The sequence below is a fragment of the Actinophytocola sp. genome, from assembly GCF_036555685.1.
In the GTDB taxonomy this organism is placed as follows: domain Bacteria; phylum Actinomycetota; class Actinomycetes; order Mycobacteriales; family Pseudonocardiaceae; genus Actinophytocola.
In genome coordinates, this window is the sequence record NZ_DATBKY010000093.1 from 1 (window position 1) to 16,680 (window position 16,680).

Annotated in this window: 3 protein-coding genes and 1 pseudogene; 1 reads left to right on the forward strand and 3 read right to left on the reverse strand. The window is 75.0% G+C overall.

Annotated features, from left to right (window positions below; genetic code table 11):
- The 3 genes and pseudogenes from VH969_RS09445 to VH969_RS09455 all read right to left on the reverse strand — a co-directional run.
- Positions 1–1,482 (reverse strand): type I polyketide synthase (locus VH969_RS09445; RefSeq protein ID WP_331973281.1); only part of this gene is annotated, 1,482 nt, incomplete at its 3' end.
- 44 nt (positions 1,483–1,526) lie between these two features.
- A pseudogene (locus VH969_RS09450) lies at positions 1,527–7,103 on the reverse strand (type I polyketide synthase); the annotation flags it as partial.
- A gap of 36 nt (positions 7,104–7,139) precedes the next feature.
- Complete coding sequence (locus tag VH969_RS09455) at positions 7,140–15,782, reverse strand: type I polyketide synthase (protein WP_331973283.1); 8,643 nt, start codon at positions 15,780–15,782, stop codon at positions 7,140–7,142.
- A 336-nt stretch (positions 15,783–16,118) separates the two neighbouring features.
- On the opposite strand from VH969_RS09455, the gene VH969_RS09460 reads away from it, so the two are divergent.
- Complete coding sequence (locus VH969_RS09460) at positions 16,119–16,583, forward strand: DoxX family protein (RefSeq protein ID WP_331973284.1); 465 nt, start codon at positions 16,119–16,121, stop codon at positions 16,581–16,583.
- The last annotated feature ends 97 nt before the right edge of the window (positions 16,584–16,680 follow it).

The window sequence follows — 16,680 nt, forward strand, 5'->3', positions numbered from 1 at the left end:
GGACATGACCCACACCAGCGGGCCGCCGTCCGGCGCAGCGTCCCCGGCTGCGTCCTCGGCGGCCTCGGCTTCGGGTGCCTGCTCCAGGATCACGTGCGCGTTGGTGCCGCTGACCCCGAAGCTGGAGACCGCGGCACGCGCCGGGCGGCCGGCCTCGGGCCACGGCGTGGGCTCGGTACCGGTCAGCGGGGCGATCGCACCGGCCCAGTCGACGTGCGGGTTGAGTCCGTCGATGTGCAGCGTCGGCGGCAGCGCGCCGTTGCGCATCGCCATGACCATCTTGATGACGCCCGCCACGCCGGCCGCCGCCTGCGTGTGGCCCATGTTCGACTTGATCGAGCCCAGCCACAGCGGGGTGCTCGACGTGCGCTCGCGGCCGTAGGTGTTGAGCAGCGCCTGCGCCTCGATCGGGTCGCCGAGCCTGGTGCCGGTGCCGTGCGCCTCGACGGCGTCGACGTCGTCGGCGTCGAGCCGGGCGTCGGCCAGCGCCTGCCAGATCACCCGCTCCTGGGACGGACCGTTGGGCGCCGCCATGCCGTTGCTGCGGCCGTCCTGGTTCACCGCGGAACCCCGCACGACGGCGAGGATCCGCCGGCCGTTGCGCTGCGCGTCGGACAGCCGCTCGAGCAGCAGCACGCCGACGCCCTCGGACCAGGAGACGCCGTCGGCCGTGTCGGAGAACGCCTTGCACCGCCCGTCCGGGGAGATCGCGCGCTGGCGGGCGAACTCCACGAACGTGTCCGGCGAGGCCATCACGGTCGTGCCGCCGGCGAGCGCGAGCGAGCACTCGCCGCCGCGCAGCGCCTGCACCGCGAGGTGGATCGCCACCAGGGAGGACGAGCAGGCCGTGTCGACGGTGACCGCCGGCCCCTCGAGGCCGAACGTGTAGGACACCCGGCCGGACAGGATGCTCGGCAGGCTCGACGTGTACAGCGAGCCCTCGACCTCCTCCGGGACCCGGCCGAGGAACCGCGTGCAGTAGAAGTCGAACATGACGCCGGCGAAGACGCCGGTGCGCGCGCCACGCAAGGACATCGGGTCGATCCCGGCCCGCTCGAACGCCTCCCAGCAGGTCTCCAGGAACAGCCGGTGCTGCGGGTCGGTCGCGAGCGCCTGGCCGGGGCTCATGCCGAACACCTCGGCGTCGAAGTCCGCCGCGTCGTAGAGGAACCCGCCGTTGCGCGTGTAGGTCGTGCCGCGAGCCTCCGGATCGGGGTCGTACAGGGCGTCGAGGTCCCAGCCGCGGTCGGTGGGGAACTCGCCGATCACGTCACGCCGCTCGGTGACGAGCTCCCACAGCTGCTCGGGGCTCTGGACCCCGCCCGGGTAGCGGCAGCCGACGCCCACGATCGCGATCGGCTCGTGCCGGGCTTCCGTCACGCCGGTCAGCCGGCTCTCGGTCTCCGCTAAACGACGACGGGTGTCGGTCAGGTCGGCGGTCGCGCGCTTGAGGTAGTTGCGCAGTTCTTCCTCGGTCGCCATGCCGAACCTTTCCTCGGTGGGTGGGGGATGCCGGAGCTCGTCGCTCAGAGCTGGTTGTCGATGAAGTCGAAGATCTCGTCGTCCGTCGCGGAGTCGAGCTTCTCCCCGACGGCGTCCGCGGCCGCCGATCCGTTGCCGAACCGGGCGACGGTGCTGTTGAGGATCGCGATCAGCCCGGCCCTGGTTGCCTCGTCGTGCTGGTCGAGCAGCTGTTCGAGCTGGTCGAGCGCGCCCCGCAGGGTGTCTTCCGGGGACGGTGCGGCCGGCGCCAGTGTCTGGCGCAGGAACTCGCCGAGCGCGGCCACCGTCGGGTGGTCGAACGCCAGCGTCGCCGGCAGCCGCAGGCCGGTCTCCGCGTCGAGCCGGTTGCGCAGCTCCACGGCGGCGAGCGAGTCGAAGCCGAGCTCGGTGAACGCGCGGTCCACGTCGACCGACTCCGGGTTCGGGTGGGCCAGCACGGCGGCGACGTGCGAGCGGACCAGGTCCACCAGCATGCCGCGGGCCTCCGTCTCGGCCAGCGTGGCGAGCCGGGCCACCAGCGCGCCCGAGGAGTCCCCGCCACCACCACCCGCGCTCGCGGCGCGGCGCGGGGTGCGCACCAGGCCGCGCAGCAGCGGCGGCAGCACGCCGCCCTCGGCCCGCGACCGCAGCCCGGCACTGTCCCAGTTGGACGCGACGACCACGGGATCGGCCGTGCCGAGCCCGCCGCCGAACCCGCTGCCGAACGCCGCGTCGAACAGGTCGAGGCCGTGCTCGATCGCGAGCGGGGCGACGCCGGAGCGGCGCAGCCGCACGATCTCCGCGTCGGAGAGCGTGCCGGTCATGCCGGACTCGGTGTCCCACAGTCCCCATGCGACGGAGACCGCGGGCAGCCCGCGCTCGCGGCGGTGCGCGGCAAGGCCGTCCAGCGTGGCGTTCGCCGCCGCGTAGTTGCCCTGCCCGGGGTTGCCGAGCACGCCGGCGAGCGAGGAGAACAGCACGAACGTCGTGAGCGGCTTGTCCGCGGTGAGCTCGTGCAGGTGCCAGGCGGCGTCCACCTTGGGCGTGCACACCGTGTCGATGCGCTCGGCGGACAGGCCGTCGATCGTCGCGTCGTCGAGGACGCCGGCGGTGTGCACGACACCGGTCAGCGGCGCGTCCGCCGGGATCGCGGCGATGACCTCGGCCAGCGCCGAGCGGTCGGCCACGTCGCACGCGGCCACCGTGACCGCCGCGCCCAAACCCTCCAGTTCGGACACCAGCGCCGCCGCACCCGGCGCGCCCGCGCCCCGGCGCGACACCAGCACCAGGCTGCGCACGCCGTGTCCGGTGACCAGCCGCCGGGCCACCAGGCGGCCCAGGCCACCGGTGCCGCCGGTCACCAGCACCGTGCCCGCCGTGTCCACCCCATCCACTGTGTGCACCGTGTCCGCCGTGTCCACATCGGACCTGGTCGGTTCGCCGGTTCGGCGGGCGAGCCGCGGGGCGTGCAAGCCGTCGTCGGTGACCACGAGCTGCGGCTCGTCGGCCGAGGCGGCGGCGAGCGTGGCCCAGCCGTCGAAGCCGTCCGGCACGTCCGCGAGCACGAACCGGCCCGGGTGCTCCGACTGCGCCGAGCGCACCAGACCCCACACCGCCGCACCCGCCACGTCGGTACCGGCCGCCGGGCCGGCGGCCCCGCGGGTCGCGAACACCACCCGGCACCGGTCGAGCCGCGCGTCGCTCACGCAGGCCTGCAGGACCTCGAGCACCGCACCGGCGAGCTCGCGTGCCGCCGCCGGGACGTCGCCCGTCCCGGCGGCGCACGGCACCACCAGGCACTCCGGCGGCGCCTCGCCCGCCTCCAGCGCGGCCAGCAACGCCGTCAGGTCGCCGTACCCGGTCAGCCCGGGCACGGCCGAGCCGACCGAGACCCAGCCGGACACGTCCGCGGCGGCGGGCGCGGTGACCGGCACCCAGTCCACGCCGTGCGAGACCGGGCCGGAGTCACCCGCACCGGCCAGGGACTGCGCCGAGATCGTGCGCACGCGCACCGAGTCGATGCCGCACACGAGGTGGCCGCGCCCGTCGGCGGCCGCGACCGTGACCTCGTCGCCGCCGGACGAGGTCACGGTGGCGAGCCGCACCCGCAGCACCGACGCACCGGACGCGGCGAGCCGCGCGCCGCGGAAGACGAACGGCAGCCGCAGCTCGTCCGAGTCGGCGGTCAGGACCATCGCGTGGAAGGCGGCGTCGAGCACGGCCGGATGGATGCCGAAACCGGACAGGTCCAGGCCCTCCGGCGCGATGATCTCCGCGAACAGCTCGTCGTCACCGCGCCGCCACACGCCGGTCACCCCGCGGAACGCCGGGCCGTACTCGTAGCCGCGGTCGAGCAGCGCGTCGTACCCGGCGTCGAGCCCGCCCTCGATGTCCACAGTGGAGGATCCGGTCGGCGGCCAGGCCGTGGCCCAGTCGCACGCCGGGCCGTCGCCGCCCCGGGTGAGGACGCCGGACGCGCAACGCGTCCAGTCGGCCTCGCCGGTCCGGGCGTACACCCGCACCGCGCGGGCGTCCGCCCCGCCGTCGACCACGACCTCGAGGAACAGCTCGCCGTCCGCGGGCAGCACGAGCGGTGCCTCGAACATGAGCTCCTCGACGACCTCGCAGCCCGTCTGAGCCCCCGCCTCGAGCACGGCGTCCAGCACCGCGGTGCCGGGCACGACGACCGAGCCGGACACCATGTGGTCGGCGAGCCACGGCAACGCGGCGAGCGTGATCCGGCCGGTGAGCACGACCCCGCCGGAGTCGCCCAGCTCGACCATCGCGCCGAGCAGCGGATGGGCCATGCCGCGCTGGCCGACGGACGCGGGATCGGTGCTGTCCGCGCGCGGCGGCAGCCAGTAGTGCTCCTTGTCGAACGCGTAGGTGGGCAGGGCCGCGGCGACCGGGGCGATGTCCGCGCCGGTCTCGAACAGCGCGGACCAGCCGACGGGCACGCCGGCGGCACACGCCTGCGCGAGGCAGGTCAGGACGGCGTGCGACTCGGTCAGCTGCTTGCGGTACAGCGACAGCACCGACACGTCCGGCGCGGTGACGCAGTGGTGCGCCATGCCGGCGAGCACCGCGTTGGGCCCGACCTCGAGGTAGGTGTCGACCCCGCGGGACTCCAGCTCGGCGACGGTGTCGTGGAACCGCACGGTCCGGCGGATCTGCTCGACCCAGTACGCCGGCGCGGTCCACGTCAGGTCGTCGCCGGACGGGTCCGCCCCGGACAGGTTGGTGGCGAAGGAGATCGTCGGCGTCTCGAATGTCACGCGGTCCAGCTCGGCGGCGAACTCGTCGAGCATCGGCTCCATCAGCGCGGAGTGGAACGCGTGGCTGACCGGTAACCGGCGGGTGCGGCGGCCCTGCGCCGACCAGTGCTCGGCCACCGCGAGGCACGCCGCCTCGGCACCGGACACGACGACCGCGGTGGGCCCGTTGATCGCGCCGATGCCGACCCGCTCGCGGCCCTCCAGCGTTGCGGCGACCTCGTCCGGGGTGGCCTCGATCGCGACCATGGCGCCCGCCTCGGTGATCGCCTGCATCAGCCGGGCGCGCGCGGTGATCAGCCGGGCGGCGTCGGGCAGCGACCACACGCCGGCGACGTGGGCGGCGGCGAACTCGCCGATCGAGTGGCCGGCCACGTGGTCGGGCTCGACGCCGAGCGACTCCAGCAACCGGAACGCCGCCACCTCGAAGGCGAACAGGGCCGGCTGGGTGTAGTACGTCTTGTCCAGGAGCATGGCCTCGGGCGTGTCCGGCCGGGCCCAGACGACCTCGCGCAGCGGGCGGTCGAGGTACTCGTCGAGAGCCGCGCACACCTCGTCGAACGCGTCGGCGAAGGCCGGGTAGGCGAGGTAGAGGTCCCGGCCCATGCCGACCCGCTGGCCGCCCTGCCCGGTGAACAGCATCGCGACGGTCGCCTTGTCCCGGGCGGTGCCGGTGACGACGTCGGCCTGCTCGCCGCGAAGGTGCGCCTCGATGTTCGCGAGCAGCCGGTCCCGGTCGCCGCCGAGCACGACGGCCCGCTGCTTCCAGTACGGCCGGGCGGTGACGAGGGCCTGCGCCACGTCGACCGCGCGCAGGTCCGGCCGGCTCGCGGCGAACTCGCGCAGGCGGGTCAGCTGGCCGCGCAGCGAGGTGGCGTTGCGGGCGCTGACCACCCACGCCACCGGTCCACTGTGGTCGGTCACGGTCGCGGCCGGGGCGTCCACGAGTGGGCTCGGGTCCTCGGGCGTCTCCTCGAGGATGAGGTGGGCGTTGGTGCCGCTGATGCCGAACGAGGAGATGCCGCACCGGCGCGGGTGCCCGCGGCGGGCCCACTCCTGCGTCTCGGTCAGCAGCGCGACGGACCCGGCCGACCAGTCGACGTGCGGGGAGGGCACGTCCGCGTGCAGGGTCGGCGGCAGCACGCCGTTGCGCATCGCGTGCACCATCTTGATCACGCCGGCGATGCCGGCGGTGGCCTGCGTGTGCCCGATGTTGGACTTGATCGAGCCGAGCCACAGCGGCTCGTCGGCCGGGCGGCCCTGGCCGTACGTGGCGATCAGCGCCTGCGCCTCGATCGGGTCGCCGAGCCGGGTTCCGGTGCCGTGCGCCTCGACGGCGTCGACGTCCCGGATGTCCAGCCCCGCGTCGGCGAGCGCCTGCTGGATGACCCGCTCCTGGGCCGGCCCGTTGGGCGCGGTCATGCCGTTGCTGCGGCCGTCCTGGTTCACCGCGGAACCGCGTACCACCGCGAGGATGTGCCGGCCGTTGCGCCGCGCGTCGGACAGCTTCTCCAGCACCAGCACGCCCACGCCCTCCGACCAGGCCGCACCGGACGCGTCCGCGGAGAACGCCCGGCAGTGCCCGTCCGCGGACAGCGCGCGCTGGCGGCAGAAGTCGACGTACGGGTCGGTCGTCGCCATGACCGTGGTGGCACCGGCCAGCGCGAGCGTGCACTCGCCGTTGCGCAGCGCCTGCGCGGCGAGGTGGATGGCCACCAGCGAGGAGGAGCACGCGGTGTCGAGGCTGATCGACGGGCCGGCCAGGCCGAGCGTGTAGGAGACGCGTCCGGACAGGACACTCGGCGCGTTGGACACGAGGATGACGCCCTCGAGCCCGTCGGGCGTGGCGCCGTTGAAGCGCATGGCGTAGTCGTTGTGCATGATGCCGGCGAAGACGCCGGTACGGCTGTCGGCCAGCGTGCGCGGGTCGATCCCGGCGCGCTCCAGCGCCTCCCAGGTGGTCTCCAGGAACAGCCGGTGCTGCGGGTCGGTGGCGAGCGCGCTGCGCGGGCTCATCTCGAAGAACGCCGCGTCGAACTCGCCCGCGTCGTAGAGGAATCCCGCCCTGCGCGTGTAGGTCTTGCCGACGGCGTCCGGGTCCGGGTCGTAGATGCCCTCGACGTCCCAGCCGCGGTCGGCCGGGAAGTCGCCGATCGCGTCGCCGCGGTCGGCGACCAGCCGCCACAGCTCCTCCGGGCTGGTGACCCCGCCCGGGAAGCGGCACCCCATGCCGACGACGGCGATGGGCTCGTGGCGGCCCTGCTCCAGGTCGGCCAGCCGCCGCCGGGCATCGGTGAGGTCAATGGTCACGCGCTTGAGGTAGTCGCGCAGTTTGTCCTCGGTCGCCATTGTCTTGCCTTTCTTGCGGAGCAAGGAATTCGGGGGTCAGAGCTGCTTGTCGATGATCGCGAAGATCTCCTCGTCCGAAGCCGAGCTGACCTTCTCCAGGACGGCGTCCGCCTCGAACGTGTCGGTGCTCGCCTTGGCACCCGTGCCGAGCCGGTCGAGGGTGCTGTGCAGGATCGCGACGAGCTTGGTCCGGGTGGCCTCGTCGCGGTCGGGCAGCACGCCGTGGATCTGGTCCAGCGCGGCGCGCAGCATGTCCTCGGGGGACGGTGCGGCCGGGGCCAGCTCGCGGTACAGGTGCCCGGCGAGCGCGGTGACGGTCGGGTGGTCGAAGGCGAGCGTGGTCGGCAGCCGCAGGCCGGTCTCGGCGTCGAGCCGGTTGCGGAGCTCGACCGCGGTCAGCGAGTCGAAGCCGAGCTCGGTGAACGCCCGGTCCACGTCGACCGATGCCGCGCCGGCGTGTGCCAGCACCGCGGCCACGTGCGTGCGCACCAGGTCCACGAGGAACTTGCGCGCGTCGCCCTCGGCCATCGTCGCGAGCCGTTCGGTGAGCCCGCCGGGGCTCGCCGGGGTTGCCGCTGCGGATGTGGCGAGGGCCGCCGCGGCGGGGGTGGCCGCGGCCGCTACGCGGCGGGTGCCGCGCACGAGCCCGCGCAGCACCTCGGGCAGGGAGCCGGCCTCGGCCCGCTCCCGCAGTCCGGTGGCGTCCCACTTGGCCGCCACGAGCAACGAGTCCGGTGTGGACCGTGACATGGACACCGCGTGGTCGAACAGCGCCAGCCCCGCCTCGACGCTCAGCGGCGCGATGCCGAACCGGTTCAGCCGAGCGACCTCCGCCTCGGACAGCACGCCGGTGATGCCGGTGCCGACCTCCCACAGGCCCCACGCCACCGACACGGCGGGCTTGCCCTGCCGGCGCCGGTGGGCGGCGAGCTGGTCGAGGAAGACGTTGGCCGCCGCGTAGTTGCCCTGGCCCGGGTTGCCGGCCACGCCGGCCACCGAGGAGAACAGCACGAACATCGACAGCGGCAGGCCGGCGGTCAGCTCGTGCAGGTGCCACGCGCCGTCCACCTTGGGCGCGAGCACGGCGTCGAGGCCGTGCGCGGTGAGCCCTTCGACGGTGGCGTCGTCGGTGCTGCCGGCCGTGTGCACGACGCCGGTGAGCGGGGCGTCCGCGCCGATGGCGGAGACGACCGCGGCCAGCGCGCGGCGGTCGGTGACGTCGCAGGCGGCCACGGTCACCGTGGCGCCCAGACCCTCCAGTTCGGACACCAGCTCGGCCGCGCCCGGCGCGTCCGGGCCGCGGCGCGAGGTCAGCACCAGGTGCCGCACGCCGTGGCTCGCCACGAGCCGCCGGGCGACGAGCGCGCCCAGGCCGCCGGTGCCGCCGGTCACCAGGACCGTGCCGTCCACTTCGGCCGGCTCGGTGTCCGCCGTCTCGATGCGGGTGAGCCTCGGGACCAGGACGTCACCGCCGCGCACCGCGAACTGCGTCTCGCCGGCCAGCGCGGTAGCGGCCACGAGGTCCCAGCGCGGCGGCTCGCCGGACACGTCCGCTATCGCGAACCGGCCGGGGTGCTCGGACTGCGCCGAACGCACCAGGCCCCACAGCGGGGCGGCGACCACGGCGTCGGTGTCGCTGCCGGTGTCGCTGCCGGCGTCGGTGCCGCTGCCGCTGCCGATGTCGCTGCCGGGCTCCGCGAACACGCCGCCGGTGACGAACACCAGCCGGCTGCCGGCGAAGCGCTCGTCACCGACCCAGCCCTGGATCAGGTCCAGCGCGCCGTACAGGCCCTCGCGCACCGAGTAGGGCAGGTCGCCCGGCAGCGCGTCCGGCCGGTGGGTCACGAGCACGGTGGCCGGCACGTCGCCCGCGGTCGTCTCGGCGAGCGAGGCGAGGTCGTAGAACACGCCGGCGTCCACGCCGGCCCCCGCCAGCGCGGTGGCCAGCTCGTCGGCCGACTCGTCGTAGCCGACCACGGCGACCCGCTGCCCGGCGAGGTCCACTTCGGACGGAGCGAGCCCGGTCCACGTCAGCGCGTATGCCATGGCACCGGATCGAGCGCCGGATCGAGCGCCGGACCGGGGCGTGGTCCGGTTGCCCCGGCGTGGCACGCGCCGCAGGGTCAGCTCGTCGATCGCGGCGACCCGGCGGCCCGCACCGTCGTAGCAGGCGAGCGAGACGCGGTCGTCCGCGATGCGGGTTACGCGCACGCGCAGCGTCTCCGCGCCGACCGCGCTCACCTGCACGCCCTGCCAGGAGAAGGGCAGCAGCAGCGTGCCGTCCTCCCCGTGCACGGAGCCGTGCACGACGCCGTCGAGCACCAGCGGGTGCAGTGCGGCGTCGAGCAGGGCGGGATGCAGCGTGAACCCGGTCGCGTCGCCGCGCACGTGCTCCGGGAGCAGGACCTCGACGCAGGTGTCCCCGCCGGTGTCCCCGCCGGTGTCCCCGCCGATGTCCCCGCCGATGTCCCCGCCGATGTCCCCGCCCACCCGCCACGCGCCGGTCATGCCCTGGAAGGCCGGGCCGTAGTCGTAACCGCAGTCGGCCAGCTGCTCGTACGCACCGGCCAGGTCGATCTCGACCGCGTCCGCGGGCGGCCACGCGGTGAGCTCGTCGGCCGGGGCGGAGGCCGCGGTCGCGAGCGTGCCGGTGGCGTGCCGGGTCCAGCCGTCCGCGTCGGGTTCGCGCGTGTAGAGCGTGAGGGGGCGCCGCCCAGCGCCGTCCGGACCGCCGTCCGCGCCGCCGACCGTCAGCTGGACGTCGACGCCGCCGGTCTCCGGCAGGATCACCGGCGCCTCCAGCGTGAGGTCGGCGATCCGGTCGCAGCCCGCGACGACGCCCGCCTCCAGGGCCAGCTCGACGAACGCGGTGCCGGGCAGCAGCACGGTGCCGTCCACGGCGTGGTCGGCGAGCCACGGCATGGCCGACCGGGACAGCCGGCCGGTGACGAGGTAGCCGCTGGTCAGGCCGTCGCCGGCGACCGGGACGACGGCGCCGAGCAGCGGGTGGCGGGAGGCGGTCAGGCCGCCCGCCGCGATGCCCTGGCCCGCGGTCGAGCCGTCGAGCCAGAAGCGGCTGCGCTCGAACGGATACGTGGGCAGGCCGGCCGGCGGCCGGTACCCGGCGGTCGCGCCCGCGGTGCCCAGCGCGGCCGGCCAGTCGACCGGCACGCCCGCCACGTACGCCTCGGCGGCCGCGGTGAGCAGGCGCCGGCGCCCGCCGTCGCCGCGGCGGATCGAGCCGATCGCGTCGCCGTCGATGCCCGCCGCGCGCAGGGTGTCCTGCACGTGGCCGGTCAGCACCGGGTGCGGGCTGGACTCGATGAACAGCGGTGTACCAGTGCCGGCGAACGAGCCGGTGAACGAGCCGGCGAACGCGCGGACGGCCTGCTCGAACAGCACGGGGTAGCGCACGCCGCGGACCCAGTAGTCGGTGGTCAGCTCGGCGGGCTCGACGAACCCGCCCTCGAGCGCGGAGCAGAACGGGATGTCGGTGTGCCGCGGCGGGACCTCGCCCAGCGTGGCCAGGATCTCCTCGCGCAGCGGCTCGAGGTGGGGCGTGTGGGCGGCGTAGTCGATGGGGATCCGCCGGATGCGCACGGCCTCGCCGCAGGACTCGGCGAACTCGTCGAGCGCGCCGATCTCGCCCGCCACGACCGTGCTGAACGGGCTGCTCTCGATCGCCACCCACAGGCGGTCCGGCCACTGGGCGATCAGCTCGCGGACGCGGTCGGCCGCCGCGGCGACCACGGCCATCCCGCCGGTTCCGGTCAGCGGCATCAGTGCCTGGCTGCGCAGCGCGACGATCCGCGCGGCCTGCTCGACGGACAGCGCGCCGCCGATGCACGCGGCGGTGATCTCGCCCTGGGAGTGCCCGACCACCGCGGCCGGCTCGACGCCGAACGACCGCCACACCGCGGCGAGCGACGCCATCACGGCGAACAGCACGGGCTGGATCACTTCCGAGCCGGCCGGCTCCGGCGCGCCGTCGGCGCCCCGCAGCACGTCCTCGACCGACCAGCCGGTGAACTCGGCGAGCGCGTCGCCGCAGCGGCGGAGCTCGGCGGCGAACACCGGGTCCTCGTCGAGCAGCTCCACGGCCATGCCGGCCCACTGCGAGCCCTGGCCGGGGAAGAGGAACACGGGCCGCACGTCGGCGCCGGCCACACCGTCCACAATGGCCGGATGCGCGATGCCCTCGGCCAGCGCCGCCAGGGCGGCCGCCAGCTCCGCGCGGTCGCCGGTGACGACCACCGCGCGGTGGGTCAGCGCGGTGCGGCGGGCGAGCGCGTGGCTCGCGGCGGCCAGGTCGGCGTCCGGCGCGGTGGTGGCGAAGTCGTGCAGCCGCGCGGCCAGCGTGCGCAGGGCGGTGCCGGTCCGCGCGGACAGCACCCACACCAGTGGCGCGTCGGCCGCCGGCTGTCCGGCTTGCGGGGCCTGCTCGAGGATCAGGTGCGCGTTGGTGCCGCTGATGCCGAAGCTGGACACCGCGGCACGCAGCGGCCGGTCGGCGGCCGGCTCGACGGGTTCGGTCAGCAGCCGGACGGTGCCGTCCGCCCAGTCCACGTGCGGGGTCGGCTCGTCGACGTGCAGCGTGCGCGGCAGCACGCCGTGCTCCAGCGCCTTGACCATCTTGATCACGCCGCCGACGCCGGCCGCGGCCTGCGTGTGGCCGAGGTTGGACTTGAGCGAGCCGAGCCACAGTGGACGGTCCGCGCTCCGGCCGGCGCCGTAGGTCGCGAGCAGGGCGTGCGCCTCGATCGGGTCGCCGAGCGTGGTGCCGGTGCCGTGCGCCTCGACGGCGTCCACATCGGACGCGGCGAGCCCGGCGTCGGCGAGCGCGTCGGTGATCACCCGCTCCTGGGACGGTCCGTTGGGCGCGGTCATGCCGTTGCTGCGGCCGTCCTGGTTGACCGCCGCGCCGCGCAGCACCGCGAGCACCGGGTGCCCGTCGCGGCGCGCGGCGGACAGCCGCTCCAGCAGCACCATGCCGGCGCCCTCGGCCCAGCCGGTGCCGTCCGCGGCCGCGGCGAACGCCTTGCAGCGGCCGTCGACCGCGAGCCCGCCCTGGCGGCTGAACTCGACGAACATGCCGGGTGTGGCCATCACCGTCGCACCGCCGGCCAGCGCGAGGTCGCACTCGCCACGGCGCAGCGCCTGCATCGCGAGGTGGATCGCCACGAGCGAGGACGAGCACGCGGTGTCGACGGTGAGCGCGGGGCCCTGCAGGCCGAGCGTGTAGGCGATCCGTCCGGACGCGACGCTCAGCGCGGTGCCGGTGAGCAGGTGGCCGTCGACGGCGCCGGTCGGCTGGTGCAGCCGGGGCCCGTAGTCCGGCGCCATCGCGCCGACGAACACGCCCGTGCGGCTGCCGCGCAGCGCGTCGTGGTCGAGGCCGGCGCGCTCGACGGTCTCCCAGCAGATCTCCAGCAGCAGCCGCTGCTGCGGGTCCATCGCGGTGGCCTCGCGCGGGCTGATGCCGAAGAACGCGGCGTCGAACTCGTCGGCGTCGTACAGGAAGCCGCCGACGCGGGTGTCGCTGGTGCCGGACCGGTCCTCGCCGGTGGCGAACAGCGTGTCGAGGTCCCAGCCGCGGTTGGCCGGGAAGCCGGCGACCGCCTCGGCGCCCTCGGACACCAGCTGCCACAGGTCCTCCGGCGAGCGCACGTCGCCCGGGTACCGGCAGCCCATGCCGACGATGACGATCGGGTCGTCTTCCTCAGCCGTGCTGGTGGTGCCGCGCCGGTCCGGGCCTGGCGCGGTGCCACCGGCCAGCGTGTGCAGGTGGTCGACGACCGCCTCGACGGTCGGGTGGTCGAACAGGAGGCCGGTGGCCGGGCGCAGGCCGGTCGCGGCGCGCAGGCGGTTGCGCAGCTCGACCGCGGTGACCGAGTCGACGCCCAGGTCCTTGAAGGTCCGGGTGGCGGGCACGGCCTGGCCGTCGGAGTAGCCGAGCACGTCGGCGACCGTGCGCAGCACCAGCTCGCGCAGCTCGCGGCGGGACCGGACGGGGGTGGCGGCGGGGGCCGCGGCGGGGGTCGCGGCGGCGGCCGGGGCGGCATCGAGCCGCGCGACGGGCCGGGCGGCCGGGGTGGCGTCGAGCCAGTGGCGTTCGCGCTGGAACGGGTACGTGGGCAGGTCGATCAGCCGGGTGGCGGGCAGGCCCGTGCCGCCGGACCAGTCGACGGTCGCGCCGGCGACGTAGGCCTCGGCGAGCGAGTGGGCGAACCGGTCCGCGCCGCCGTCGTCGCGGCGCAGGGTGCCGACGACCGTGGCGTCGCGCTCGGCCTCCTCGACGGTCTGCTCCACGGCGGCGACCAGGACGGGATGCGGGCTCGCCTCGACGAACAGGCCGCAGCCGAGCGCCAGCGCGCGCCGCGTGGCGTCGGCGAACCGCACGCGCTCGCGCAGGCTGCGGTACCAGTAGTCCGCGTCGAGGCCGGCGGTATCGATCGGCTCGCCGGTGAGCGTGGAGACGAACTCGGTTCCCGTGCCGCGCGGGCGCACCGGGGCGAGCGCGTCGAGCAGCTCGTCGCGCAGCCGCTCGACCTCGGCGGAGTGCGACGCGTAGTCGACGGGGATGATCTTGGCCCGGGTGCCGGCGGCGACGAGCTCGTCACGCAGCCCGGCCAGCGCGCTTTGCTCCCCCGAGACGACGACCGAGCCGGGCCCGTTGACGGCCGCAACCGTGACCGGCCGGCCCGCCAGTGCGGGCTCGACGTCGGCCAGGGCGGCGGCTATCGACATCATGCCGCCGCTGCCGGCGATCCCGGCGATGGCGCGGCTGCGCAACGCCACCACCCGCGCACCGTCCTCAATAGACAGCGCGCCGATCGCGGTGGCCGCGGCGATCTCGCCCTGTGAATGGCCGATGACGAGGTCCGGCCGCACGCCGTGCGCCTGCCAGACCGCCGCGAGCGAGACCATGACCGCCCACAGCGCGGGCTGGACGACGTCGACGCGGTCGAAGCCGGGGGCGCCGGGCGCGCCGGTCAGCACGTCGGTCAGCGAGTAGTCGGCGAACGGTTCGAGCGCGGTGGCGCAGTCGGCGATCCGGGCGGCGAACACGGGCGAGCGCTCGAGCAGCGCGCGGGCCATCTCCGGCCACTGGGAGCCCTGGCCGGGGAAGACGAACGCGCACCGCCCGGTCGTGCCGATGCCGGTGACCACCTGCGGGCCGGGCGTGCCGGCGGCGAGCGACTCCAGGCCGCCGATGCGGTCCGGGCCGAGAACCACCGCGCGGTGCTCGAACTCGGCCCGGCTGCGTAACAACGACAGCGCGACGTCGCCGGCTCTGGCCGCGGCGGCGGTGTCCCGCAGCCGCGCGGCCTGCACGTGCAGCGCGGCGGCCGAGCGCGCCGAGAGAACCCAGGGCAGGTCCGCGCCGCGCTCGGCCGGTTCCGGCTCGCCGGTCCCCGGTGCGGCGCCCAGCACGAGGTGGCAGTTGGTGCCGCCCATGCCGAACGAGCTGACGCCGGCGAGCCGCGGGCCGTCCGGCCACGGGCGGGTGTCGCGGACGACTCGCAGGCGCAGCTCGTCGAGCGGGATGCCGGGGTTCGGGGTTTCGTGGTGCAGGCTCGCCGGGACCGCGCCGTGCTTGATGCTGAGCACGGTCTTCAGCAGGCCCGCGATGCCGGCGGCACCTTCGAGGTGGCCGATGTTGGTCTTCACCGAGCCGACGAGCAGCGGCTCGTTCGCCGCGCGGCCGGTGCCGAGCGCGGTGCCGAGCGCGGCGGCCTCGACCGGGTCGCCGACGCGCGTGCCGGTGCCGTGCAGCTCGACGTAGCCGACCTCGGCCGGCTCGACGCCGGCCCGCTCGCACGCCAGCCGGATGACCTCCGCCTGCGCACGCTCGCTCGGTGCGGTCAGGCCCTCGCCGCCGCCGTCGTTGTTGACCGCGCCGCCGAGGATGACGCCGTGCACGGGGTCGCCGTCGCGCTGCGCGGCGGCGAGCGGCTTGAGCACGACCAGCGCGCCGCCCTCGCCGCGGACGTAGCCGTCGGCGCGGCTGTCGAACACGTGGCAGCGGCCGCTTCGGGACAGCGCGCCGAACCGGCCGATGGCGGTGGTGGTCTCGGCGAGCAGGTTGAGGTTCACCCCGCCCGCGAGCGCGAGCTCGACCTGGCCGGACCGCAGGCTCTCGCACGCCAGCTGCACGGCGACGAGCGAGGAGGACTGGCCGGCGTCGAGGGTGAAGCTGGGCCCGCGCAGGCCGAGGAAGTAGGAGACCCGGTTGGCGATCATGGCGCGGTTGGCGCCGGTGTATGCGTGCTGGCTGGCACCGCCGGCGCCGAGCCGGTCCTGCAGGGCCGCGTAGTCGTAGGAGATGGCGCCGACGAACACGCCCGCTGCCGTGTCGCGCAGGGCCGCCGGGACGATGCGGGCGTTCTCCAGGGCCTCCCAGGACAGCTCGAGCGCCAGCCGCTGCTGCGGGTCCATGACCGCGGCCTCGTTCGGGGAGATCCCGAAGAAGCCGGCGTCGAAGGCGGCCACGTCGGAGACGAAGCCGCCGCGGCGGTACTCCGGCGCGGCGCCCGCGGGCCAGCGGTCCTCGGGCGCCTCGGTGACCGCGTCCACCCCGTCGCGCAGCAACGCCCAGAACGCGTCCGGGTCGCCTGCCTGCGGCAGCCGGCAGGACATGCCGACGATGGCGATCGGCTGACTCGTCTCACCAACCATCAATGCCCACCTCAGCACTGGTAAACGCCCGCACGACGCCGCGTGGGCGTCAATTACCGGGCATCCTGATTCCGGGGAATTCGCGGTTCGGTTTCCGCCTGGCGAAATTCCGTTCCGCTGAGCAGAGCATCTTCACCGGCCGCGCCCGTGTCAACGGCTTCGGGCGCTTGTGGCGGTGGCAACTAGCGACCACAACAAGGTGCCAACGCCGGCCCTTTGACCGGCGGTCGCCGCGCACCTTAGCTTCGGTACCGGACAAATAGACCCTTCGCATTTTCCTGCCCCCGCAACCGTTCCGCGCGGGCAGCTCCCACGCCCGAATGGAGAGGATCGAAGATGGCCGAACTGACGGTTACCACGACGAGACCGAGCACTCCGGCCCCGCCCGGCGAGCACACCGCCACCATCCCGACGAGCCCGGCGCGGCTGAGCGGGGCGGTGCTGTCGGCGGCGCGCGCCGTGGTTGGTTTCCTGTACGCCTGCCACGGCGCCGATTCGCTCTTCGGCGTGTTCGGTCGCGAGCACACGGCCGCGTTCGGCGCATGGCCGAGCTGGTACGCGGGGGTGATCGCGCTGTTCGGTGGCGCCCTGGTGGCGATCGGCCTGGCCACCCGGCCGGCGGCGCTGCTGTGCTCGGGCGCGATGGCGTTCGCGTACTTCACCGTGCACCAGCCCGGCGGCCTGCTGCCGATCCAGAACCACGGCGAGCCGGCCGCGATGTTCTGCTGGACGTTCCTGCTGATCGCGACGCTGGGCCCCGGCTCGTTCGCGCTCGACACCCTTCGCCGGCGCCGGGCCTGACCCCGTCACGACGTCGTTCCGGGGCGGCCGCGCCCCCCCGGGACGACGTCGTTTCCCGCCGGCAACAAATTACCGCAACAACGTGTCAGCAGGCGCT

Coding starts and splice junctions, on each gene's coding strand:
- VH969_RS09460 (WP_331973284.1), top strand. CDS start 16,119: ATGGCCGAACTGACGGTTACCACGACGAGACCGAGCACTCCGGCCCCG.
- VH969_RS09455 (WP_331973283.1), bottom strand. CDS start 15,782: ATGGTTGGTGAGACGAGTCAGCCGATCGCCATCGTCGGCATGTCCTGC.